Origin of the sequence: Myxococcus sp. MxC21-1 (assembly GCF_032612255.1) — a bacterium.
Taxonomy (GTDB): Bacteria; Myxococcota; Myxococcia; order Myxococcales; family Myxococcaceae; genus Myxococcus; species Myxococcus virescens.
In genome coordinates this window covers 7287950-7307771 of sequence record NZ_CP123278.1, presented here as the reverse complement: position 1 = coordinate 7307771, position 19822 = coordinate 7287950, and the positions used below count along the sequence as shown (strand labels likewise).

The window sequence follows — 19822 nt, the reverse complement described above, 5'->3', positions numbered from 1 at the left end:
ATGATTCATATTTTCATTTTGAGATTAGTTTGCATTATCATCGGCGCCGCGCGTTTGTCGCCGCTGCGCCCTCCGCAACAGGCCGGGAGGACGTGAAGGAGGCGGTCGTCATTCGCCTGGCGAGTAATTCTATGGTTGCTTGAATTGCATGGCCTGGCGCGGCGGCCTCTGGCTTTACCCCGCACGGGTGGGTGCCCAAGGCCCCACGTATTGATGTGTTCAGTTTTGGGTGGTGCGATGGTCCGCCCGTGCAGGGCTGGGGTAAAGGCGCCGAGCGCGGTCCCGCCGCGCATCCCCCCGTCACACAAAGGACCCCCACCTATGTTTGAACCTGTCGGGTTCGGCCGGAAGGCCGCGCTCTTGATGACGCTCGTGTTCGCAGGATGCTCACACGAGGATTTTGCAGACGCGCTGCATGAGCCATGGACCCAGGACGCCGAGCTCGCTTCCGTCAGTTGGGTAGGCACCCCCAGCATGTCCACTCAGCGGCTGGACCATACGGCCACGGTGCTGCCCAATGGCCGCGTGCTGGTCGCCGGTGGCCAGTCCTCCACGAGCGCCGAGCAATACGACGTGGCGACCGCGCGGTGGCTCAGCGCGGGGAGCATGAATGTCATCCGCCGTCGTCACACCGCGACGTTGCTGCCCAATGGAAAGGTGCTGGTGGTGGGCGGTGACGTCGCCGCCGCGACCACCGGCACCGCGGAGCTGTACGATGTGGCCACCGGGACCTGGTCTTCCACCGGCAGCCTGGACTCCCTTCGCTCGGGACACACCGCGACGTTGCTGCTCGACGGCAAAGTGATGGTGATGGGCGGAGAGGACGGCACGGGAACCGCGTTGAGGACGGCGCGTCTGTATGACGCCGACACGGGGACCTGGAGCGCCACCCACAGCATGACCACCCCGCGCATGGGACACGCGGCGACGCTGCTGCCCAATGGAAAGGTGCTGGTGTCGGGCGGGCGCTCCAGTTCGTGGGGCACCGTCCTCCGGACTGCGGAGCTCTATGACCCCGCCACGGGGACCTGGTCCTCCACCGCCTCCATGAGCTCGCCGCGCACGGGGCATGCTTCGACGGCGCTGCTGAATGGCAAGGTGCTGGTGTCCGGCGGGCTGGTGGATGACATCACCGCGACGCGCAGCGCGGAGCTGTACACCGTGGAGACCGGTGTCTGGGGGGCCGCGGGAGGCCTGATGCCCGTCGAGCGCGCGCACCACACCGCGACGGTGCTGCACTCCGGCGAGGTGTTCATCACCGGTGGCACGGACGGCAGCGAGCCCTACCTCCAGAGCGCCGCATTGTATGACCCTGTCAACGCGCTCTGGACCTCCACGGTTTCGATGGGCACCAGCCGGCTGGGCCACACCGCCGCGCTGCTGGGGACGGGGGAGGTGCTGGTCGCGGGCGGAAGCCCGGACGGCGTCCTGCGCACCGCTTCCGCCGAGCGCTACGTCCCACCCACGCTGCCCTGGCGCGCGGCCAATGCCATGCTGTCCGCGCGGTACCACCATTCCTTGACGGTGTTGTCTTCGGGCGAGGTCCTCGCGGCGGGTGGCACCGCGAATGGCAGCACGGCATTGACGGGCGCGGAGCGCTACTCCGAGGCCACGGGCCACTGGCTGCAGACGGGCACGCTGCTCACCGCGCGCTATCTCCACACCGCGACGTTGCTGCCCAATGGCAAGGTGCTGGCAGCGGGAGGCCAGAGCACGTCGTCCAGCTATCTTCCCTCGGCGGAGCTCTATGACGCGGCCACGGGTACGTGGAGTTCCACGGGGGCGCTGGCTGCGCCGCGTGCGCGCCACACCGCGACGCTGCTGCCCAACGGCAAGGTCCTGGTGGCGGGAGGCCGGATGAGCTCCAGCTTCTCTGGCATGCTGGCCACCGCGGAGCTGTATGACGTGGCGACCGGGACGTGGACCGCCACCGGGGTGATGAGCCGCCGTCGGCAGTACCACACCGCGACGTCGCTGCCGTCCGGCAAGGTCCTGGTGGTGGGAGGCAACACGCAGGATGGAGACACGTCCTCGGCGGAGCTCTATGACGTGTCCACGGGGCAGTGGACGCTCACCGGCTCCCTGTCCGGGCCGCGTTATGGCCACACGGCGGTGGCGCTGCCGTCGGGCAAGGTGCTGGTGGCCGGAGGCTGGGGCGCGCGGGGGCGCTCGCCACGGCTGAGCTCTACGACCCGGCGACGGGCACCTGGACCTCGCTCACGTCCATGCAGCACTCCCGCTACGGACCGATGTCCGCGCTGCTGCCCTCCGGCCGCGTGCTGGTGTTGGGTGGTGACGGAGGGGGCACCGTGGGCTTGTTGGCCTCGGCCGAGGTGTATGACCCGGCCAGCGGCCAATGGCACAGCGCCGGAACGCTGCCCACGGCGCTCACCAGCGCGGGCGTGGTGACGCTGGTGGGCTCTGGCCGCGTGCTGGTGTCGGGAGGCCTGGGCCCCAGCGGCTCGCTGTCCTCCGCCGGGTTGTATTCGCCCGCACCCTGATTCCACGTCCCGCCCCGGGGGCTTGTGTCACCGGGGCGGGCTTTCGGATGCGGCCCGCAAGACAGCTCGGGGCTTGGGGTGTCGCCTGGGTGATGGCGGCTCGCTTTCGGGTGACTCGACCCGCGTCTCCACTGCTCCAATCTCCCCGCGGTGCATTCGAGGGGGACGCATGAATCGGATTCAAAGGGTGGTCATGACGGGGTTGTTCGCCGGAGTGCTGGGAGGCGCTCCCGCGTCCTGGGCCGGCGCGGCGAAGACGCAATACCCCGTGGTGTTCGCGCACGGCATGGGCGGGTTCGATGACCTGCTCGGCTACGACTACTGGGGGAACGACTTCGGCACCTTCGTGGGCGAGGCCTGTGAGTCGCGCTTCGACACGAGCTGCAACAGCGACCTCGACCCGGGACAGCGCGCCTTCGTTGCACAGGTGGCGGCGTTTCAGTCCTCGGAGGTCCGCGGGTTGGACCTGGCGGACGACATCGAGGGCTTCATGGCGACGACGGGTGCCTCGAAGGTGAGCATCATCGGGCACTCTCAAGGGGGCATCGACGCGCGGAAGGCGGCGCGCGTGCTGCGGGAGCGAAGGGGCGCCACGTCGGTGGCGGTGCTGGCCAGTGTGTCTTCGCCGCACCGGGGCTCGCCGGTGGCGAAGTACATCCTCGACCAGAAAACGGGTGTCACCAGCGTCATCGCGGCGCTGGCGCGCTACTACGGCGACTCCGTCTATGCGCCGGGCAATGATGCCTATGCGGCGGCGAAGCAGCTCGTCTTCAATGACTATTCATCCTCGGACGGTGTCGTCACGGGCATGAAGGCCTTCAACGAGAAGTATCCGGTGAGCAGCAACTACGCGGAGCGCTACGTGTCACTCATCACCGCTCAGTTTGGGGGGAATGTGAATCCGGCGCTGTACCTGTTGAAGGAGTTCCTCTTCGACATCGACGGCAACGGCTACTGCGCGGGGGATGGGGACAACGACGGCGCGGCCGGCTGCGGCGACGGCGTGCGCAACGAAGCGGACGACGATGGCATGGTGGGCATCAACTCTCAGCAGATGGGGCGCCGGCTGCGCTACCACGACGCCTTCTTCGGCTTCGACTCGGTGACGGACGACGCGTCCATTCCCGCGCTCAATGATTTGAACGGGCCATCGCGTCCGCAGAGCACGTCCATGTCCAGCGTGGTGCCTCAGGACCATGTGGATGTGGTGGGGGTCGGGCCGGACGCCTTCGATGAGCCGGAGTTCTACGCCGCCCTCATCCACTACATCTCACTGCATGATTGACGTGCCGGCGCGTCAGGCACCGGGCTGCGGGGCTTCGACTTCCTCGGACTCCACGCCGTAGTACGCGAGGCACTCCACCTCCCGTCCGCGCACCACACGTCGGCCGTCGAGCGGACCGCCATGCGCGGTGACGATGGTGCATTGGCCCTCGTCGCCTTCCTGGTCGAAGTAGAGCACCACCCAGTCATGGGTGGCATTCTGCTGGTGGGCCAGCGCGGTGTTGGAGAAGAGCGCGCGGAAGTTCCATCCCTCCAGCTTCTTGCGGAGTACGGGCAGCCATGCTTCGCCAGAGGGATTGAACCGGCGCGGTGCAATCCGGCGCAGCTCGCCTGCGCCCGCGCGCCGCCGGTACTCCTCGTCCACCTGGAGCAGCACGCCCACGTCCGGCCGGGGGCCTTCATCCCGCCCTTCGCTCCGGCGTGCGGCGCTGCGCCGCTCCTGCCCAGCCGTGCGCCCAGCAGCTCGCGCACCTGTTCGCTGCGCCGGGGGCCGAAGCCCTCCACGCGCTCCAGCCGTCCGTCGTGTGCGGCCTGCTCCAGCTCCTCCAGCGTCCGCACGCCCAGCTCGTCATGGATGCGGCGGGCCAGCTCGGCGCCGATGCCCGGCACGCTGGCCAGGAGTTGCTCCGGAGAGTGCTCTGACTCCAGCCGCTGGAGCAGGGAGAGCTGTCCGGTGCGAATCAGCTCCGCCATCGCCGCGGCGATGCTCTTTCCCACGCCGGGGAGCTTGCGCAGCCCTGCTTCACCTTCCTCGGCCAGCAGCTCCGCCACGGGTTGAGGCCACTTCGCGATGGTGTCCGCGGCCTTCCGGTAGGCGCCGACCCGGAAGGGCATCGCGTCCTGCTCCTCCAGCAGGTCCGCGACGCGCTCCAGCGCATCCGCGACGTCGATGTTGTCCTTCCAGGCAACGCCCATGGCTGCCTTCAAGGTGGGGCGCGTCGAAGACGGTGGCCACCCCTGTCGCGCCGTGGCACCGGGCTCGGCGGGCGGCCGGCAAGGCGGCCGGCTTGCAGCCCGCGCTCACGACAGCGGCGCTCAGGCCGGCTCGCTCGTGGAGGCGCGAGGTCCTTCAATGACGACCTTCAGGCCGCGCGGCGGGTTGGGCGCGAAGGTGAGTGAGAAGCCGACGCGGTGGCACAACTCGCGGACGATGGACAGGCCAAGCCCGCTGCCCCGGGTCGCCCGGCGCCGCGTGGCCTGCGCGCGAAACCCGCGCTCGCCCAGGCGCTCGAGCTCCTCGGCAGAGAGGCCGGGCCCGTCGTCGAGCACGGTGAGCCGGAAGCGCCCGGGTTCCGCATCCTCCAGGACCGCCACGACGTGGCCCCCGCCTCGCCGTGTGTGACGGCGTTGTGGAGCAGGTTGCCCAGGGCCTGCTCCAGCATCGTGGGATTGCAGCGCACCCAGAGCGCCTCGTCGGGCCGGGAGCACTCCACGGTCAGTCCCAGCAACCGCGCGAGCTGCTGGAGCCTGCGCACCACGCGCTCCACCGTCTGCCCCAGCTCCACGCGCGGGTCGCCCGCCGTCGGGTCGATGCCCTCTCCGAGCTGGCAGGCGAGATGGAGGTTGTCCACCAGGGAGGTGAGGTAGACGGTGTCCTCGATGCCCTGGCGGAGGAGCGCCGCGGTGGGCTCGGTGGGCGTCGTCGAGGCCAGCTCCAGCGACAATTGAAGCGAGGCAATGGGCGTCTTCAGGTCGTGCGCGACGTCCGCCAGGTGTCGCTCCAGCGCGTGTTTCTGGGCCTCGATGCGGGTGGCGTCCTCCTGGACACGGGCATGGGTGGTGTCGAGCACCCGTGACAGCTCGCCCAGCTCATCGTCCTGGCCATCCGCCGCGGAGTGATACCGACTGGCCCCGAGCATCCCCGCCGCCCGATGCAGACGGCGCAGGCGCTGGAGGAGGGGGTGGACGACGACGAAGGTGGACAGCGTCGCCGCGAGCATCGTGAAGAGGACGGCGGCCACGAGGACCCACCCGCCCACCGTGGCGCGCTCGTCCATGAGCGGCCAGCGGAACTCCAGGAGGCTGCAGGGGCCGGAGTCCGCGAGCTTCATCAGTGAGGCCCCCGCCCACGTGGAGTCCGGACGGAAGAGCGGGAGGTAGAAGAGGGTGGGCTCACGCTCACCTTGGGCGAGCCGTGCGAGAAGCCTGGGGTCCGGACGTGCGCCGGGCGAGCCGGCCCCCACCTGGGCAAGGTCATACGCCTGCACCTCCACTCCGTCCGGGCTCCGGAAGTGCCATCCCGGTGTCGTCCGGCACTCCGAAGTCTGGGGCGCGAGCGCCAGGGCGGCGGACATCCGTACGCCATGCGACAGCGCGGCATCCACGCCCAGGACAATCGCGAGGAAGGACGCGCCCAGCGTGCCCAACAGGCCCAGGAGCGCCGAGGCCACGAGGATGCGTTGGGCCAGGCGGTTGCGCAGCCTCACCGCGGCTCCTCGTCGGGGACGAACCGGTAGCCAATCCCCCAGGACGTCTGGATGCGCGCGCCCGCCGGCCCCAGCTTCTTGCGGATGCGCGCGATGTGAGAGTCCACGGTCCGGTCATCGCGCTCTTCGCTGGGCGGCAGCGCGTGCTGGGCAATCTGGGCGCGTGTCAGGGCCCGTCCCGGACGCTCCGCGAGATAGGCGAGCACGTCGAACTCGTGGCGCGTGAAGGGCAGGGCGCCGGTGCCTTCGCGGCTCGCCTCGCGGGCGTCGAGGTCCAGGCTCACGTCGTCCCAGTGCAGCACGCGTCGTGGGCGCTCCTCCTGGAGAAGCAGCCGTGCGCGGATGCGGGCGACCAGTTCCTCCATCCAGAAGGGCTTGGGGAGGTAGTCCACCGCCCCCAGGCCGAAGGAGCGCAGCCGGGCCTCCAGTTCCTGTCTCGCGGTGAGGACGATGACGGGGACACGGAGCCGGAAGCGCCAGGCTTCCAGCAACTCGAAGCCGTCATGCCCGGGCAGGTTGAGGTCCAGCACCACCAGGTCGGGGTGCTCGCGCTCGGCCATCTCGAGCGCGAGCACGCCATCCGTGGCGAGCACCACCTGGAAGCCCGCGAGCTTCAATCCACGAACGATGCCCGCGGCGATGGGGGCATCGTCCTCAACGACCAGGATGCGCGCCGATGGGTTCATGGACACGGTCCCCAGGTGGGTCTCGTCGTGTCAGCGCTGTCGCTCAGTACACCCAGGTGTAGCCGCCGCCGACAGTGGCGCTCACACCGTCTTTGGCGAAGGTGCTGACTTCCGCGCCGAGGCACATGACGAGGCCCGCGAGGTCGAGCCTGCCACTCGTGGCGAAGGCCGTCCATTCCTTCTCGGTGATGGGCATCTTGAAGACGACCTGGGCGCTACCGCAAAACTTGCCGACGCCGGCGCCGAGGCTGACCGTGAGCACGGGGCCGGCGAGCTTCGAGGGCATGTCGGCCCACGCGCCAAACTGGAAGTTCATCGAAATACCCTTGGTGGCGCCCGCGACGCCCCCGAAGCCGAAGAAGCCCCGGACTTGCGTCTGCCCCGGGTGGTCGAAGGCGATGCCGACGTTCCCCTCGGGGCCCAGGCCGAAGGTCGCGCTGCCGCCGCTGCCGATGGAGAGGGTCCCGAGCCCCTTGCTCCGGGCCTCGTTGCCGGTGCGCTGGACCGACTCGTCCTGAGACAGCGAGCTGACGGTCTTGTTCGTGTCCTCGTCCTTCTTCTTCTGGGAGGACTGGCGCACGAGGAAGTCCACCTCCTTGCGGCGGGTGGGATTCGTCAGCAGCGCGTAGCCCGTCTCGGCCATGCTCTCGAGGAGGGCCAGGTGCTTGCGGTAGACGTCCTCGGCCAGCGCCTCGGCGACGTCGCTCAGCGCGTCCGTGAGGAAGCGGGTGGACAGCTCCACCATCTCGTTCCACGCGGCTTCCCCAGCGGCCAGGGACTCCGCATACGCCTGCTCCGCCAGCTTCGCGGTGTCGCGGGTGAGGGTGTCCACCTCTCGGGCGAGCTGCTCGGCCTCGCGGCTCACCTGGTTCGTCACGGTGCCCGCCGTATCGGTGACGGTATCGGCCGCCTTGTTGGCGGTGTCCACCACCGTGTTGCCCGCCTTCTTTGCCGTCTTCTTGACCTTCTTCACCGCTTTCTTGAACGACTTGCTGATGCTCGACACGTGGGGACCCCCTCGGCTGCGTTGAGGGACCCACCTTGCGGGAGAAGTGTTGAGGGACTGTGGAGCGCGCCTTCAGACGCCGTCCGCGACGACGGCGTCCGCTTCAATCTCCACCAGGATTTCGGGGGAGATGAGGCGGCTGACCTCCACCATCGACGTGGCGGGGCGGATGTGGGCGAAGAACTCTCCATGCGCCCGGCCGACCGCTTCCCACTGCTGGATGTCCACGACGTACATGCGCGTGCGCACCACGTCCTCCAGCCGGGCGCCCAGGGCCTCCAGGGCGGATTGGATGTTCTGGAGCGTCTGCCGGGCCTGCAGGTAGGCGTCCCCCACGCCCACGATGTTCCCCTGGGCATCGGTGGCCGTCGTCCCGGACACGGAGACGAAGGGGCCCACACGCACGGCGCGCGAGTAGCCCACCTGGGGCTCCCACGGGGTTCCAGTGGAATGCTGGGTGCGCTTCATGGGGGGGCTCCGAGGGTAGGTGTGGGTCGGCAGCCTTGCATGGGGCCCTGGCCGGTCGGCAAGCGCCGCTTGCAAGCTGCAAGGAAACACCGCCCGTGATAGTTGGCCCCGGGTCATGACGAACGAGCTCCATAGGGAGGTCGCCCGGCGGCGCACCTTCGCGATCATCTCCCACCCCGACGCGGGCAAGACGACCCTCACCGAGAAGCTGCTGCTCTACGGCGGCGCCATCCATCTGGCCGGAAGCGTGAAGGCCAAGCGGGCGCGGCGGCATGCCACGTCCGACTGGATGGAGCTGGAGAAGGAGCGCGGCATCTCCGTCACCTCGTCCGTCCTCCAGTTCAGCTACCGCGACCACTCGGTGAACCTGCTGGACACGCCGGGTCACCAGGACTTCTCCGAGGACACCTACCGCACCCTGGCCGCGGCGGACGCGGCGGTGATGCTCATCGACGCCGCCAAGGGCGTGGAGCCGCAGACCAAGAAGCTCTTCAAGGTCTGCCGCATGCGGGGCATCCCCATCTTCACCTTCGTCAACAAGCTGGACCGCTACGGTCGCGAGCCGTTGGACTTGATGAACGAGTTGGAGCAGGTGCTCGGCATCCGCTCCTATCCGATGAACTGGCCCATCGGCATGGGCCCGGACTTCCGCGGCGTCTATGACCGGCAGGCCCGCGTCGTCCACGTCTTCTCCACCGAGGGTTCCCACGGCGAGTCCGAGGTGAGCGAGCGCTCGGTCTCCATCGACTCGGACGAAATCAAGACGGTCCTCACCGAGACGGAGCTGGCGAAGCTGCACGAGGAGATCGAGCTGCTGGACATCGGCGGCGACGAGTTCACCCGCGAGAAGAGCGATGCGGGGCAGCTGACGCCCATGTTCTTCGGCAGCGCGATGACCAACTTCGGCGTGCGCCCGTTCCTGGATGCCTTCCTGGACCTGGCCCCCGCGCCCACGTCGCGCCTGACGACGCAGGGGCCGCGCGAGCCCACCCACCCGAAGTTCGCCGGCTTCGTCTTCAAGATTCAGGCGAACATGGACCCCGCGCACCGCGACCGCATCGCGTTCATGCGCGTGGTGAGCGGCCGGTACGTGAAGGGCATGAGCGCCTTCCACTCGCGCCTGGGCAAGGACGTCCGTCTGGCCAAGCCGAGCCAGTTCATGGCCGCCGAGCGCACCTCCATCGAGGACGCGTGGCCTGGGGACGTCATCGGCCTGTTCGACCCGGGGCTGTACCGCATCGGCGACACGCTGGCGGAGGGCACCGGCGTGGAGTTCGAGGGCGTGCCGCGCTTCAGCCCGGAGTTCTTCGCCGTCGTCCGCAGCCGGGATCCGCTCCGCCGCAAGCAGATGGAGAAGGGCCTGGAGCAGCTCTCCGAGGAGGGCACGGTGCAGATCTTCCAGCAGCTGCAGATGGGCATGAAGGACCCCATCGTCGGCGTGGTGGGCGCGCTCCAGTTCGAGGTCCTCCAGTACCGCCTGGAGCACGAGTACGGCGCGAAGATCGCGCTCGACCGGCTGCCCTTCAGCCATGCGCGCTGGGTGGTGGGCGCCAACTTCGACCCGAAGGCGTTCGACTGGGAAGGCAACCGTCAGACGGTGCAGGACCGGGACGGACTGCCCCTGGTGCTCTTCCGGGATGACTGGGCGCTCCAGCACGCCGAGGACAAGCACCCGGAGCTGAAGTTCGTCTCGGAGGCCCCGCAGTTGCGGCAGGCCACCCCCCTGGCTTCGGGCGGCTGAGGCCCGCCGGCCGGGTCGTACCAGCCCCTGGGCGAATGGACTTTCGCCAGGGGCTTCATTAAGCGAAGGGGGCTTTCCGCGTCGCACCGCAGCCGGCCCACTGCATGTCAGAGCGGCACCCCCCACCTCACGAGGTCGTGCGTGCCTAGCGCCAACGCCAGCTGCCGCGCCCGTCCTCTCCCGCGCTCCTGGACCTGTTCGAGCGTGGCTTCCAGGCGCTGTGGCGCCGTGGCCGTTCGGCCCTGGGGGAGGTCACCCTGGTGGTCATCCTGGAGCGGGTGCTCCGGCGGGTCGTCCAGGCCCATCCTCACTTGTCGGCGCTCGCCGTCACATCGGAAGGTCTTCGCTTCGAGGGGCTGCATCCGGTCGTGGCTGAATTCGACCCGGAACGGCTGGAGGAGTCGCTGGTGGTCCTGGTCGAGGAGTGGCTGCGTGTCCTCGGGGCGCTGACGGGCGAGGTCCTCTCCGCCGCGCTCCGGGAGGAGCTGCTGGCCGTGGAAGGGACGAGGTCCCCCCGATGAAGGCGCCACGGAGCCCAGCGGGGGATGACACCGCCCCCCGGACGTCCCAGCCTCCCGCCGGCGGCCCCGTCGCGCCTGGCGAAAGCGGGGACAGGCCCACCGCCATCTGGCGCAGCTCCATGAGGTAGGCCAGCTGCTCTGCGCGTCCGACGGTGTCGCCGCCAGCTTTCCCGCGCTGGTGGACCGCCTTTCCCGATGGCTGCCGGTCCGCGTCGCGCTCCTGCTGGAGGGGGTGGATGCGTCCGGAGTGCCCGTTCCGGAGCGGCCCTGTCTGATGGCGTGGCATTCGTCCGTGCGCATGGAGTCCCCTCCGTTCCAGGCCGTGGCGCATGCCGCCTCCGCGTACGCGTACCTCGTGGGCCTGGAGCGCGTGAGCCTGCAAGGGCGTGACGCCATCGAGGGCGTGTTCAAGGCGGAACCGGCCCAGGTTCCCGGGAGGGTCACCCTGCCGCTGGTGGCGAAGGAAGGCGTCCTGGGCGTGCTCCACGTGGAGGCGGTGGGGCTGGGGGAGGACGGGCTGGCGCTGCTGGACGCGGTGGCGAACCTTCTGGCCGTGGCCCTGCCGAAGGAGCATGCCCTGCGCCGCGAAGTTCGCCTGCGTGAGCGCGCGGAGGCGCTGTTCTTTCAGGCCCAGGAGGCCGTGCGCTGGCGCGACGAGCTGCTCACCGTCGTCTCCCATGACATCAAGACGCCGCTGCTCGCGGTGCGGATGAACGCGGAGATGATTCTGAATGCGGGCACGGCGCCGGAGAAGGAACACCGTCGGCGCCGCTACCTGGAGAACATCGTCCTCGCCGAGCAGCAGATGAGCAGCCTCATCGGCAATCTGCTGGACCGGGCGCGCCTGCGCGGCATGCCCATTCCACTGACGCTCCAGCCCCTTCCTGTGGACGCCTTGCTGGCGCAGGCGCTGGAGGTGCTCCGGCCGCTCGCGCTGGAGAAGAGTCAGGTCCTGACGGTGGCGCTGGCGCCAGAGCTGCCGCCGGTGCTCGCCGACCGCGAGCGCATCCTCCAGGTGCTGGCCAACCTGGTGAGCAACGCCATCAAGTTCACGCCCCCGGCGGCGCCATTGAGGTGCGGGCCCGCCTGGTGGAGGGGCGAAGGTGTGCGTCTTCGTGAAGGACTCCGGGCCCGGCATCCCCGCCGAGGACGCACCGCACCTCTTCGAGCGCTTCTGGCGGGCCAGCCATTCACCGGGACGCGGCACGGGGCTGGGGCTGAGCATCGCCTGGAGTCTGGTGGCCGCGCACGGCGGGACGCTCCACGTGGAGAGCCACGAAGGGCAGGGGAGCACCTTCTCCTTCACCCTGCCCGTGGCCCTGCCCTGAAGCGCCGCGGCTACTTGTAGGGCAACACCGTGCCGCCGCGGAAGGCGGAGTCACGCAGCACGAGCCCTTCCTTGCAGAGCCGCGCCGTCTTGGGGCCCACGAAGAAGCCCTTGGGATCGCCCTTGCGGTACGTCTTCTTGATGTACTCCTCGACCTCGAGGAACAGGCTCCGGAACTTGTCGGGCGCCGCGTTCTTCCGGCCCGTCTGCGCGGTGATGTCCAGCTCCGCCCACATCTTGCCGCTGAGCAGCTCGCCCTCTTCGTTGGTGCGGCAGCGCTCCATGAAGATGACGGGCGAGCGCACCTCGTCGATGCGCCAGTAGCCCTTGTCCGGGCCCCGCTTCACCTTGTCGACGATGGCCGCGCCCAGCTCGGAGGCCACCATGTAGAGGTCCTCCGGGGGCAGCCGCTCCAGGTTCTCCGTGTTCGCGCGGAAGGTCTCCCAATCCTGTGGGACGCGCCGGGGGTACACCTCCAGGACGAAGCGCTCCAGGAAGCGGAAGAAGGCGAGTTCGTCGTCGGGGGACATGAAGAACTGAATGACGTTGGCCATCGCGCAGCCCTCATACTCCCGAGTGCGTCTTTCGCGATAGTGCGGCGCGAAGCGGGCTATGAATCCGGGCATGGATACCTGGCTGCTGACCCGGATGCAGGAGCTTCGCGACCTTCAGGGCCTCATCGGCCTGGCCACGTGGGACATGGAGACGTACCTGCCCTCCAAGGCGGGCCCCGCGCGCTCCCATCAGCTCTCCACCCTGCAGGGGCTGCACCACGAGCGCCTGGTGGACCCCCGGCTGGGCGAGGCCCTGGCCCAGGCCGCCTCGCAGGCGGACCTGTCCGACGACGCCCGGGCCATGGTGACGGTGCTGACGCGCGAGCGGGAGCGGGAGGTCCGCGTCCCCGCGCCCCTGGTGCGGGCGCTCGCGGGAGCCATCAGCGAAGCCATCCACGCCTGGCGGGAAGCCCGGCAGGCAAGGCGCTTCACCGTCTTCCAGCCCGCGCTCCAGCGCCTGCTGTCGCTGCGCCGGGAGCAGGCGGACGCGTATGGGCATGACGGGGAGCGTTATGACGCGCTGCTGGAAGGTCATGAGCCGGGCATGCGCGTGGCGCGCCTGACGCCGGTGCTGTCAGCGCTGCGCGAGCACCTCATCCCCATGGTGGGCAAGCTCACCGCGGTGAGCCGGCCGGTGGCGCCCTTCCTGATGGGCCGTCACTACGACAAGGACGCGCAGTGGGCCTTCACCCTGCGGCTGTTGAAGGACATCGGCTTCGACTTGGAGGCGGGCCGGCAGGACCTGAGCATCCATCCCTTCACCGGAGGCACGCACCCGTTGGACGTGCGGCTCACCACGCACGTGGACACGGCCACGCCGTTCCCGTCCATCTTCAGCACCATCCACGAAGCCGGCCACGGCCTGTATGAGCAGGGCTTCGCTCCCGAGCTCTACCGCACTCCACTGGCCGCCGCGCCTTCCATGGGGCTGCACGAGTCGCAGTCACGCCTGTGGGAGAACATGGTGGGCCGCGGCCTGCCGTTCTGGCGGCATTACTTCCCCGTGCTGCGCGCCGCCTTCCCGGAGGCGCTGTCCGGCACCGACGTGGAGACCTTCCACGCCGCGGTGAATGCGGTGGGGCCGTCGCTCATCCGCATCGAGTCGGACGAGGTGACGTACAACCTGCACATCGCGCTGCGCTACGAACTGGAGCTGCTGCTGGTGCGCGACGAGCTGCCAGTGGAGGACCTGCCCGCTGCGTGGAATGCACGCATGGAGAAGTACCTGGGCGTCACGCCGCCGGACGACACGCAGGGCGTGCTCCAGGACATCCACTGGGCCTGGGGCGAGCTGGGCTACTTCCCCACGTATTCGTTGGGCAACCTGTATGCGGCGTCGCTCTACCGCGCCGCGAAGCGCGACCTGCCGGAGCTGGAGGAGCACCTGGGCCGGGGGGAGCTGCTGCCCCTGCGTGACTGGCTGCGCACGCATGTGCATCAGCATGGCTTCCGCCACTCCGCGGAGGAGCGCGTGAAGCAGGTGACGGGGCAGGGGCTCACCGACACGGACTTCCTGGCGTACCTGAAGGAGAAGTACGGCGCGCTCTACGGTGTCTCGCTTTGAGAGGTTGAGAGAGCGTGTGTCCGTCAGGAGGTGGCATTGATGCCGCCTCGTGCCTGGGCTGTCCGTTCTGTGATAGCTGAGGAGCAACACTGCAAAGGGGGACGCAAATCAAACCTGGAAAAACCATGCTGTTGGGCTGGGGCGCGGGTGCCATCGGGGTGGGCGCCTACTTCTTCTTGACCCCGTATCTGTCGCCACCCGCGGAGCCAGGGAACATCTCGAGTCCGACGCTGGCGAAGCTGCTCAATGAGAGCATCGACGCGGCCATCGCGAGGATGAATCCCACGCATTCCCCTGGGCTGATTCCGGAAGCGGCGGCCAATTCGCGGGCGTTCTTGAAGGAAGTCTCGGAGGTGGTGGCCCGGTGCAGCAAGGGGCGCTTCGAGCCGGGCCAGAAGTACAACAAGCTGGAGTATCACCTGCTCCGTGCCGACGGTGCCCGTTACGAGCCCATCTACACGGGCCTTCGGTGCCACGAGGAGACGCTCATCTTCCGGGCCGTCTTCAAGGATGGACGTGTCGCCGAGGCCTTCACGGACGGGAGTGAGCGACAGTATCCGGTAGGCCAGGTTCGCGGCGCGGTGGGCGAGTTCGGGAAGAGGGTGACCTGGTCGGACAGGGATTACCACCCGGCGCGCTATTACGTTCCGCCACCTGTGCAGCCGACTCAGGCGGACATCGCGAAGCAGTGGGAGTAGTCCGGCATGGGCACGCCATGCGAGCCCGCTCTTGCCGGAGCGGGCCGTGGCGTCGCCGTTTCAGTGCCCGCCGCCGTTCGAAGCGACTGTCGCGGCGGGAGGAGTGATGGCTCAGGGGGCTCCTGCCGCAGACAGACGTGTGCCAGGGCGCGTGACGCGAATCGCATTCATAGACATGCACGGACAACGTCCGCAGGGGCCTTGCATCAAGGAGTGCATGAGGTCGTCGTGACCCATCGCTAATGCGTCGCACGCTAACTTGCGTCCCAGCGCATCGGTGGGCGCCGCGAATTCAGTGGGCGTGTCAGGCTTTGCAGGGGCTGCCGTCATTGCGTGACCGTGGGCTCGGAAGTTCCGAATCCACATTTGCAATGCATTGCACGGGAACCGTACTTGTCGTATGGGGCCCGCGCGGAGGGGGAACATTCATGAGATTTCTGAGTCGAGTTGGGCTGATGTGGGCGGCCTGCGCGCTGGTGGCGGCGTGCAACAGCGAGGGGCCGTCCGAGCACGCAGGTGAAACCGAGTCCGTCCGCATGGAAATCTCCCTGGCGGGGGATGTCTGCGGCGTCGTGTCCGCCGATGCCGTTGTTTCGGGCCTGGGCATGTCTGTCATCGGGCCTGTGCCGCTTCAAGTGGACGGCACGGCCATCCGGGGGCAGGTGTCCGAGGTGCCTGCGGGAACCGGCCGGGCAGTGCGTGTGATTGCGTATAACGCGTCCATGCTGGAGGTGTACGCGGGCAGCGCAGTGGTCGACGTCGTGGCCGGCGAGGTGGTTTCGGCGAGCCTCGTGCTGCAGCGCAACCCGGTCAACTGCCCGGGCGCCACCACGGGTGGTATCGACATCTCGGGTCGCCTGGAGACGGGGGAGCCCACGCAGGATGGTGGCAGTGATGGCGGCGTGGACCCGGATGCGGGCGTCGTGCTGGGCGGGGCCGAGTTCGCCTTCTCCTACCAGGACGCGACGCTGACGAGCGATGGCGTCATCCACTTCCTGGACGGCAACGCGGATCGCATCCGTCGACTCGACCTGACGACCCGGAGCTTCCTGTCCGCCTATGTCGGGACGGGTGATGCGACCTCGATGGCGGTCGCTTCGGACGGTCAGATCGCATACCTGGCTTACACGGGAGGGCGTATCGACGCCTTCACTTCGATGGAGGATGGCACGGCTCGCTTCTTCGCCGCGGCGCCTGCGTCGGTGTCGCGCATGGTGGTGGCGGACCGCTACCTGTTTACCATCGATGGCTCCGGGGCCTGGGGGACGCATGCGCTCTATCAGCGGGCCACGGGCGCTCGGGTCGCGGCGGCGGACTGGAGGAGCAGCGCGGTGAGCCTGCTGTTCTCGGAGGCGAACAACACCATCTACTTCGCCGACAGCGGCGTTTCGCCACAGGACCTGAACCGAGTGCAGGTGGACATGGAGGCGGGCACGCTGGGCGCTGAAATCGACTCGCCCTACCATGGTGCCTACAACCTGAGGGCGCCGCTGCGGCTGTGGCCGGATGGCTCCGCGGTCGTGACGGGGAGTGGCCTTCTCTTCAACGCGGCGGACCTGACGTACCGCACCAGCATCGGCCTGTCGTTCGTGGACATCGCCTTCCACGGTGAGCGGCTCTATCTCATCGACACCGTGGGAGACAGGACGCAGCTGCGGGTGCTCAACCACCGGTTCGACATCCTCTCGGCGGCGTACTACCCGGGCGCGGCCCAGCGGGTCTTCGTGCACAACGGCCAACTGGTGCTGCTCACCTCGACGGGGAGCAATGGGTTCCAGGCGCGTCTGCTGGACCTGTAGTTCCGGTGTCATCTTGAGCGCTGGTTCGTGATACCGGGGCGCGGGAGGAGCGACGCTCCGCCCGCGCCCCGTCGTTCATGACGCTGGCCGCGCACCGATTCCGGGCGGCATTGGTGGCGTCGTCGCCCGCCATGTTAGAGCGCGAGACACCGTCGGGGAGCTCGACAGCACACTCCAAGCGCGAGGGTACGAGGCGCCGGCGCCCCTGGCCGCGACGGACGAAGAGCAGGACCGGCTCGCGAGCGCCATCGTCCTGCAGAGCTCCGCGTTCGATTTGAAGGAGCGCAACCACGCGGATGCGTATTCACTGCTCCAGGAATCCCTGGTGCGGTTGGAGCAGGCGGCGGGAGCGCAGGACCCATACCTGGTGCCGCAGCTCGTGGAGTTGGCCCGCCTCCACGTCCAACATGACGCTCCCGAAGCGGCGCGGCACGTACTCCAGCGCGCCATCGACATCGTCCAGGCTCAGCCGGGCCACGAGCAGCAACAGGTCGACGCGCTCAACGAGATGCTGTCTGAGATTCCCGTCCAGCAGGCGGCGTGAGCGCCCCGGCGGACGTCCATGGGGCGACCCCACGACGGTTTGCCTATTGGCTGCGCCGGTCACTATACTCGCGACAGCACTCGGGTCGGCGCGTGCGCCCGTGAGGATGGTATTGATGTCTGCGCGCCTGGTGATGTCTGTTCTGCTGTTCAGTCTGTTAATGCCTGGCATTGCGAGGTCAGAGGCACCGTCGTCGCCGAGGTGGGGCGTCTTGCTCTCCGGCGGCGGAGGACTCTTCGCAGGTAGAAACAGCGCCAATCGAGGTGGGCTCCTGAGCGCGCACTTGCTCCTGGTGACTCCCCTCGATTTGGAAGTCGGCCTCGCGTTGCAATGGGGCCGGACCTTCAACACGTTCCCTGCCGCGGATCTGGACGCCAAGCCTCCTGGGAACATGGAAATCCGACAGCATCCTTGGGGCGCCTTCCGGGGCATTGCCGCGGAGGCGCGCTACCGCTTCTTGCGGGACCGGCGTGTGTCACCCTGGGTGGCGCTTCGCGTGGGGCGAAGCACCTCCACCAATATCGATACAGATGCCTTTGTTTCGCGCCTGTACACCGGTTCGCATCTCGCACTGGCCGCGGGGGCCGGGATGGATGTCCGCATCCATGGGCCGCTGGGCGTCACCCTGGGTGGCTATTACCAGCGCTGCGACATCAACAAGGCGCCTGCGGACAACATCTGTACAGGCGCGGGACCCACGCTGGTGCTCAGTCCGCACCTGCGCTTCTGACTCAGGCGAACAGCAGGGGCCTGCACGCGCGGGCCAGTTGCAGCGCGTCGCGCGCGAGCGTGTACGAATCGCGGTCCTCCGCGTCCAGCCACGCGGTCCGGGCCACCAGGTTGGCCAGGTCGAAGCACAGACTCGCGGTGCGCCGGGCGAGCCGGCTCTCCTTCTGGAGCGCGCGTGCATTCAGTTCGCACAGTTCAGCACACTGTCGAAGCAGGCGTACCACTTCGCCGGACAGCGGCTCCCCTCGGGCGACCCGGCGGGCCATGCCCTCTTCGCAGGAAACCTGACACTGGAGGCTCGCGGCGATGCACCGGGACACATCCGCGTGCGCACCACCGATTCTGGCTGCCAGCATCGAGACCTCCTCCATCCAGAGCGACGACAAAGTTATGCACGAGGCGTCTGACGGCAACCTGAAGTGGGGGGCCCCGCGGTACGTGCTAATCGATGGGACATGCCCAAGCTCACCCTCGTTCCTCCCGAAATCGAGGCGTACGCGGACGCGCACACCACTGCACCCGCGCCCCTCCTCGAAGAGCTACGTGACGTCACGTACTCGCGGATGTCCTCCCCCAACATGCAGGTCGGGTCCGTGGAAGGCACCTTCCTGCGCATGCTCGTCGCGCTCACCGGCGCGCGGCGCGTGTTGGAAATCGGCACCTTCACCGGGTACTCGGCGCTGATGATGGCGGAAGCGCTCCCGGATGATGGGGCGCTCGTCACCTGCGACATCAACCCCGAGGCCACCGATGTGGCGCGCGCCTTCTTCCTGCGCAGTCCGCATGGACGGAAAATCGACCTGCGCATGGGGCCGGCGCTGGACACCCTGAAGACGCTCCAGGGGCCATTCGACCTGGCGTTCATCGACGCGGACAAGCCGAACTACGCCGCCTACTGGGACGCGGTGTTGCCGCTGCTGCGGCCGGGCGGGCTCATCATCGCGGACAACGTGCTGTGGTCGGGCCGGGTGCTCCAGCCGGAGGGCCCCAGTGACCATGCGATTGTCGACTTCAACGCGAAGGTGGCGGCGGACCCTCGCGTGGAGCACGTTCTGCTCACGGTGCGTGACGGGATGATGCTCGCGCGCAAGCGCTGACGTCAGTAGCGGCGCAGGAAGCGTTCCAGCCCGGGGCGCAGGGCTTCGCGCTGGGCGATGCACAGGTCCACGCGCTCCAGCGCCTGCGCCAGGGCGCGCTCACCCCTTCGAAGGTGGGCGCGTAGGGCGCGAAGAAGGCCGCGAACCGCGCGCGGTGTTCGGCGTCGCAGAAGAATCCGCCGGTGCCCAGCAGCCAGGGCGCGATGTCCCGCGGCAGCCGCTCTCGGAGCGTCTCGAAGTGCTCGCGCAGGAAGTCGAACGCACCCGCGCGGGTGGGCTGCTCCTCCAATTGCCGGAAGAGGATGGGCAGGGCCTCGCGCGTGTCCACGTCCGGCGCCAGCAGCAGGGCCCGGCTGGCGCTGGCGAGCGCGGCATCCTGGAAGCCTCCCAGGGCGGTGAAGAGCAGGTCGCGCTCGCGGCTCTCCGTGGTGGTGCGCAGGGCTTCGAGCATGCGCTGGTGGAGGACGGCATCCCCCGAGGCCGCGGCGGCGCCCAGCACGCCCTGCGCCGCGTCCATGGACAGGGAGCGCCGGTCGTCCAGCCAGCGCAGCGCGAGCTTCCGGGCCTCCGTTCGCAGGAGGGCGTCCTCGCCGGACTGGGCCACCATCCACACCAGCCGGGGCCGCAGCATGCGCACGTCGTCGCTTTCGCCCGGGCGCGGTACGAAGCCCAGCTGGCGAGCCTGACCACCAAAGAGGCCACGGACGAAGCGCGCGCGGCTCGTCCACGCGGTTCGCGGGACGAAGTCATCCCGCACGCTGGCGACCAGGGCCGCCGCGCCCATGACGAGGTCCGGGTCGTCCGCTCGCAGCAGGCGCGTGGCCAGGGTCAGGGCCTGGGCTACATCCAGTTCGCCACTGGCCACCAGGGCCTCGGC

Annotated in this window: 18 protein-coding genes and 4 pseudogenes; 13 read left to right on the top strand and 9 right to left on the bottom strand. The window is 68.7% G+C overall.

Annotation, left to right across the window (positions count from 1 at the left end):
• Positions 1-213 precede the first annotated feature (213 nt).
• The 3 genes and pseudogenes from QEG98_RS32480 to QEG98_RS32470 all read left to right on the top strand — a co-directional run.
• A pseudogene (locus QEG98_RS32480) lies at positions 214-2058 on the top strand (Kelch repeat-containing protein); the annotation flags it as partial.
• A 5-nt stretch (positions 2059-2063) separates the two neighbouring features.
• Positions 2064-2330 (top strand): annotated as a pseudogene (locus QEG98_RS42355) (kelch-like protein); the annotation flags it as partial.
• 340 nt (positions 2331-2670) lie between these two features.
• Positions 2671-3786, top strand: coding sequence for an acetyltransferase (locus tag QEG98_RS32470; RefSeq protein WP_316564036.1), 1116 nt, complete (start codon positions 2671-2673; stop codon positions 3784-3786).
• Here QEG98_RS32470 and QEG98_RS32465 read toward each other — a convergent pair.
• The 6 genes and pseudogenes from QEG98_RS32465 to QEG98_RS32440 all read right to left on the bottom strand — a co-directional run bounded on the left by QEG98_RS32465 (position 3765) and on the right by QEG98_RS32440 (position 8371).
• Positions 3765-4700: a helix-hairpin-helix domain-containing protein gene (locus QEG98_RS32465; protein ID WP_316564035.1), complete on the bottom strand. Its 936-nt coding sequence runs from the start codon at positions 4698-4700 to the stop codon at positions 3765-3767. The genes QEG98_RS32470 and QEG98_RS32465 overlap by 22 nt on opposite strands.
• A gap of 120 nt (positions 4701-4820) precedes the next feature.
• Positions 4821-5054, bottom strand: coding sequence for an ATP-binding protein (locus QEG98_RS32460; RefSeq protein ID WP_316564034.1), 234 nt, complete (start codon positions 5052-5054; stop codon positions 4821-4823).
• A 347-nt stretch (positions 5055-5401) separates the two neighbouring features.
• A pseudogene (locus QEG98_RS32455) lies at positions 5402-5644 on the bottom strand (histidine kinase dimerization/phospho-acceptor domain-containing protein); the annotation flags it as partial.
• A gap of 563 nt (positions 5645-6207) precedes the next feature.
• The gene (locus QEG98_RS32450; protein ID WP_244172031.1) at positions 6208-6897 is read right to left on the bottom strand and encodes a response regulator transcription factor; all 690 of its coding nucleotides are present in this window, start codon (positions 6895-6897) and stop codon (positions 6208-6210) included.
• Positions 6898-6940: 43 nt separating this feature from the next.
• On the bottom strand, positions 6941-7903 hold the full coding sequence (locus QEG98_RS32445; protein WP_316564033.1) for a hypothetical protein: 963 nt from the start codon (positions 7901-7903) through the stop codon (positions 6941-6943).
• A 72-nt stretch (positions 7904-7975) separates the two neighbouring features.
• Positions 7976-8371, bottom strand: a complete 396-nt coding sequence (locus QEG98_RS32440) for a RidA family protein (RefSeq protein WP_090492221.1) — start codon at positions 8369-8371, stop codon at positions 7976-7978.
• A 115-nt stretch (positions 8372-8486) separates the two neighbouring features.
• Between QEG98_RS32440 and QEG98_RS32435 the strand changes: the two genes are divergently transcribed.
• The 4 genes and pseudogenes from QEG98_RS32435 (at position 8487) to QEG98_RS32420 (ending at position 11961) form a co-directional block, all read left to right on the top strand.
• Positions 8487-10112 carry a peptide chain release factor 3 gene (locus QEG98_RS32435; protein ID WP_316564032.1) on the top strand — a complete coding sequence of 542 codons (1626 nt, stop codon included), beginning with the start codon at positions 8487-8489 and terminating at the stop codon, positions 10110-10112.
• 260 nt (positions 10113-10372) lie between these two features.
• The gene (locus QEG98_RS32430) at positions 10373-10633 is read left to right on the top strand and encodes a hypothetical protein (RefSeq protein ID WP_316564031.1); all 261 of its coding nucleotides are present in this window, start codon (positions 10373-10375) and stop codon (positions 10631-10633) included.
• Between the two features lie 274 nt (positions 10634-10907).
• Positions 10908-11423 (top strand): annotated as a pseudogene (locus QEG98_RS32425) (histidine kinase dimerization/phospho-acceptor domain-containing protein); the annotation flags it as partial.
• A 313-nt stretch (positions 11424-11736) separates the two neighbouring features.
• Entirely contained in the window at positions 11737-11961 is a 225-nt protein-coding gene (locus tag QEG98_RS32420) for a sensor histidine kinase (RefSeq protein ID WP_316568000.1), read from the top strand.
• 10 nt (positions 11962-11971) lie between these two features.
• Here the strand turns inward: QEG98_RS32420 and QEG98_RS32415 are convergent, their stop codons facing one another.
• Complete coding sequence (locus tag QEG98_RS32415) at positions 11972-12514, bottom strand: hypothetical protein (protein ID WP_026114254.1); 543 nt, start codon at positions 12512-12514, stop codon at positions 11972-11974.
• A 70-nt stretch (positions 12515-12584) separates the two neighbouring features.
• On the opposite strand from QEG98_RS32415, the gene QEG98_RS32410 reads away from it, so the two are divergent.
• The 5 genes from QEG98_RS32410 (at position 12585) to QEG98_RS32390 (ending at position 17849) form a co-directional block, all read left to right on the top strand.
• Complete coding sequence (locus tag QEG98_RS32410) at positions 12585-14078, top strand: carboxypeptidase M32 (RefSeq protein ID WP_316564030.1); 1494 nt, start codon at positions 12585-12587, stop codon at positions 14076-14078.
• Between the two features lie 125 nt (positions 14079-14203).
• On the top strand, positions 14204-14776 hold the full coding sequence (locus tag QEG98_RS32405; RefSeq protein ID WP_316564029.1) for a hypothetical protein: 573 nt from the start codon (positions 14204-14206) through the stop codon (positions 14774-14776).
• A gap of 428 nt (positions 14777-15204) precedes the next feature.
• A complete protein-coding gene (locus QEG98_RS32400; protein WP_316564028.1) occupies positions 15205-16575 on the top strand; it encodes a hypothetical protein in 1371 nt (456 codons plus the stop codon).
• A gap of 274 nt (positions 16576-16849) precedes the next feature.
• Entirely contained in the window at positions 16850-17119 is a 270-nt protein-coding gene (locus QEG98_RS32395) for a hypothetical protein (RefSeq protein WP_316564027.1), read from the top strand.
• A 391-nt stretch (positions 17120-17510) separates the two neighbouring features.
• Complete coding sequence (locus tag QEG98_RS32390; RefSeq protein WP_316564026.1) at positions 17511-17849, top strand: hypothetical protein; 339 nt, start codon at positions 17511-17513, stop codon at positions 17847-17849.
• A gap of 1 nt (position 17850) precedes the next feature.
• On the opposite strand, the gene QEG98_RS32385 is transcribed toward QEG98_RS32390, so the two are convergent.
• Positions 17851-18204 carry a hypothetical protein gene (locus QEG98_RS32385; protein ID WP_225888113.1) on the bottom strand — a complete coding sequence of 118 codons (354 nt, stop codon included), beginning with the start codon at positions 18202-18204 and terminating at the stop codon, positions 17851-17853.
• A 99-nt stretch (positions 18205-18303) separates the two neighbouring features.
• Between QEG98_RS32385 and QEG98_RS32380 the strand changes: the two genes are divergently transcribed.
• Positions 18304-18945, top strand: coding sequence for a class I SAM-dependent methyltransferase (locus QEG98_RS32380; RefSeq protein ID WP_316564025.1), 642 nt, complete (start codon positions 18304-18306; stop codon positions 18943-18945).
• Here QEG98_RS32380 and QEG98_RS32375 read toward each other — a convergent pair.
• Entirely contained in the window at positions 18905-19810 is a 906-nt protein-coding gene (locus QEG98_RS32375) for an ERAP1-like C-terminal domain-containing protein (protein ID WP_316564024.1), read from the bottom strand. The two genes, QEG98_RS32380 and QEG98_RS32375, sit on opposite strands and share 41 nt — an antisense overlap.
• Positions 19811-19822: the final 12 nt, after the last annotated feature.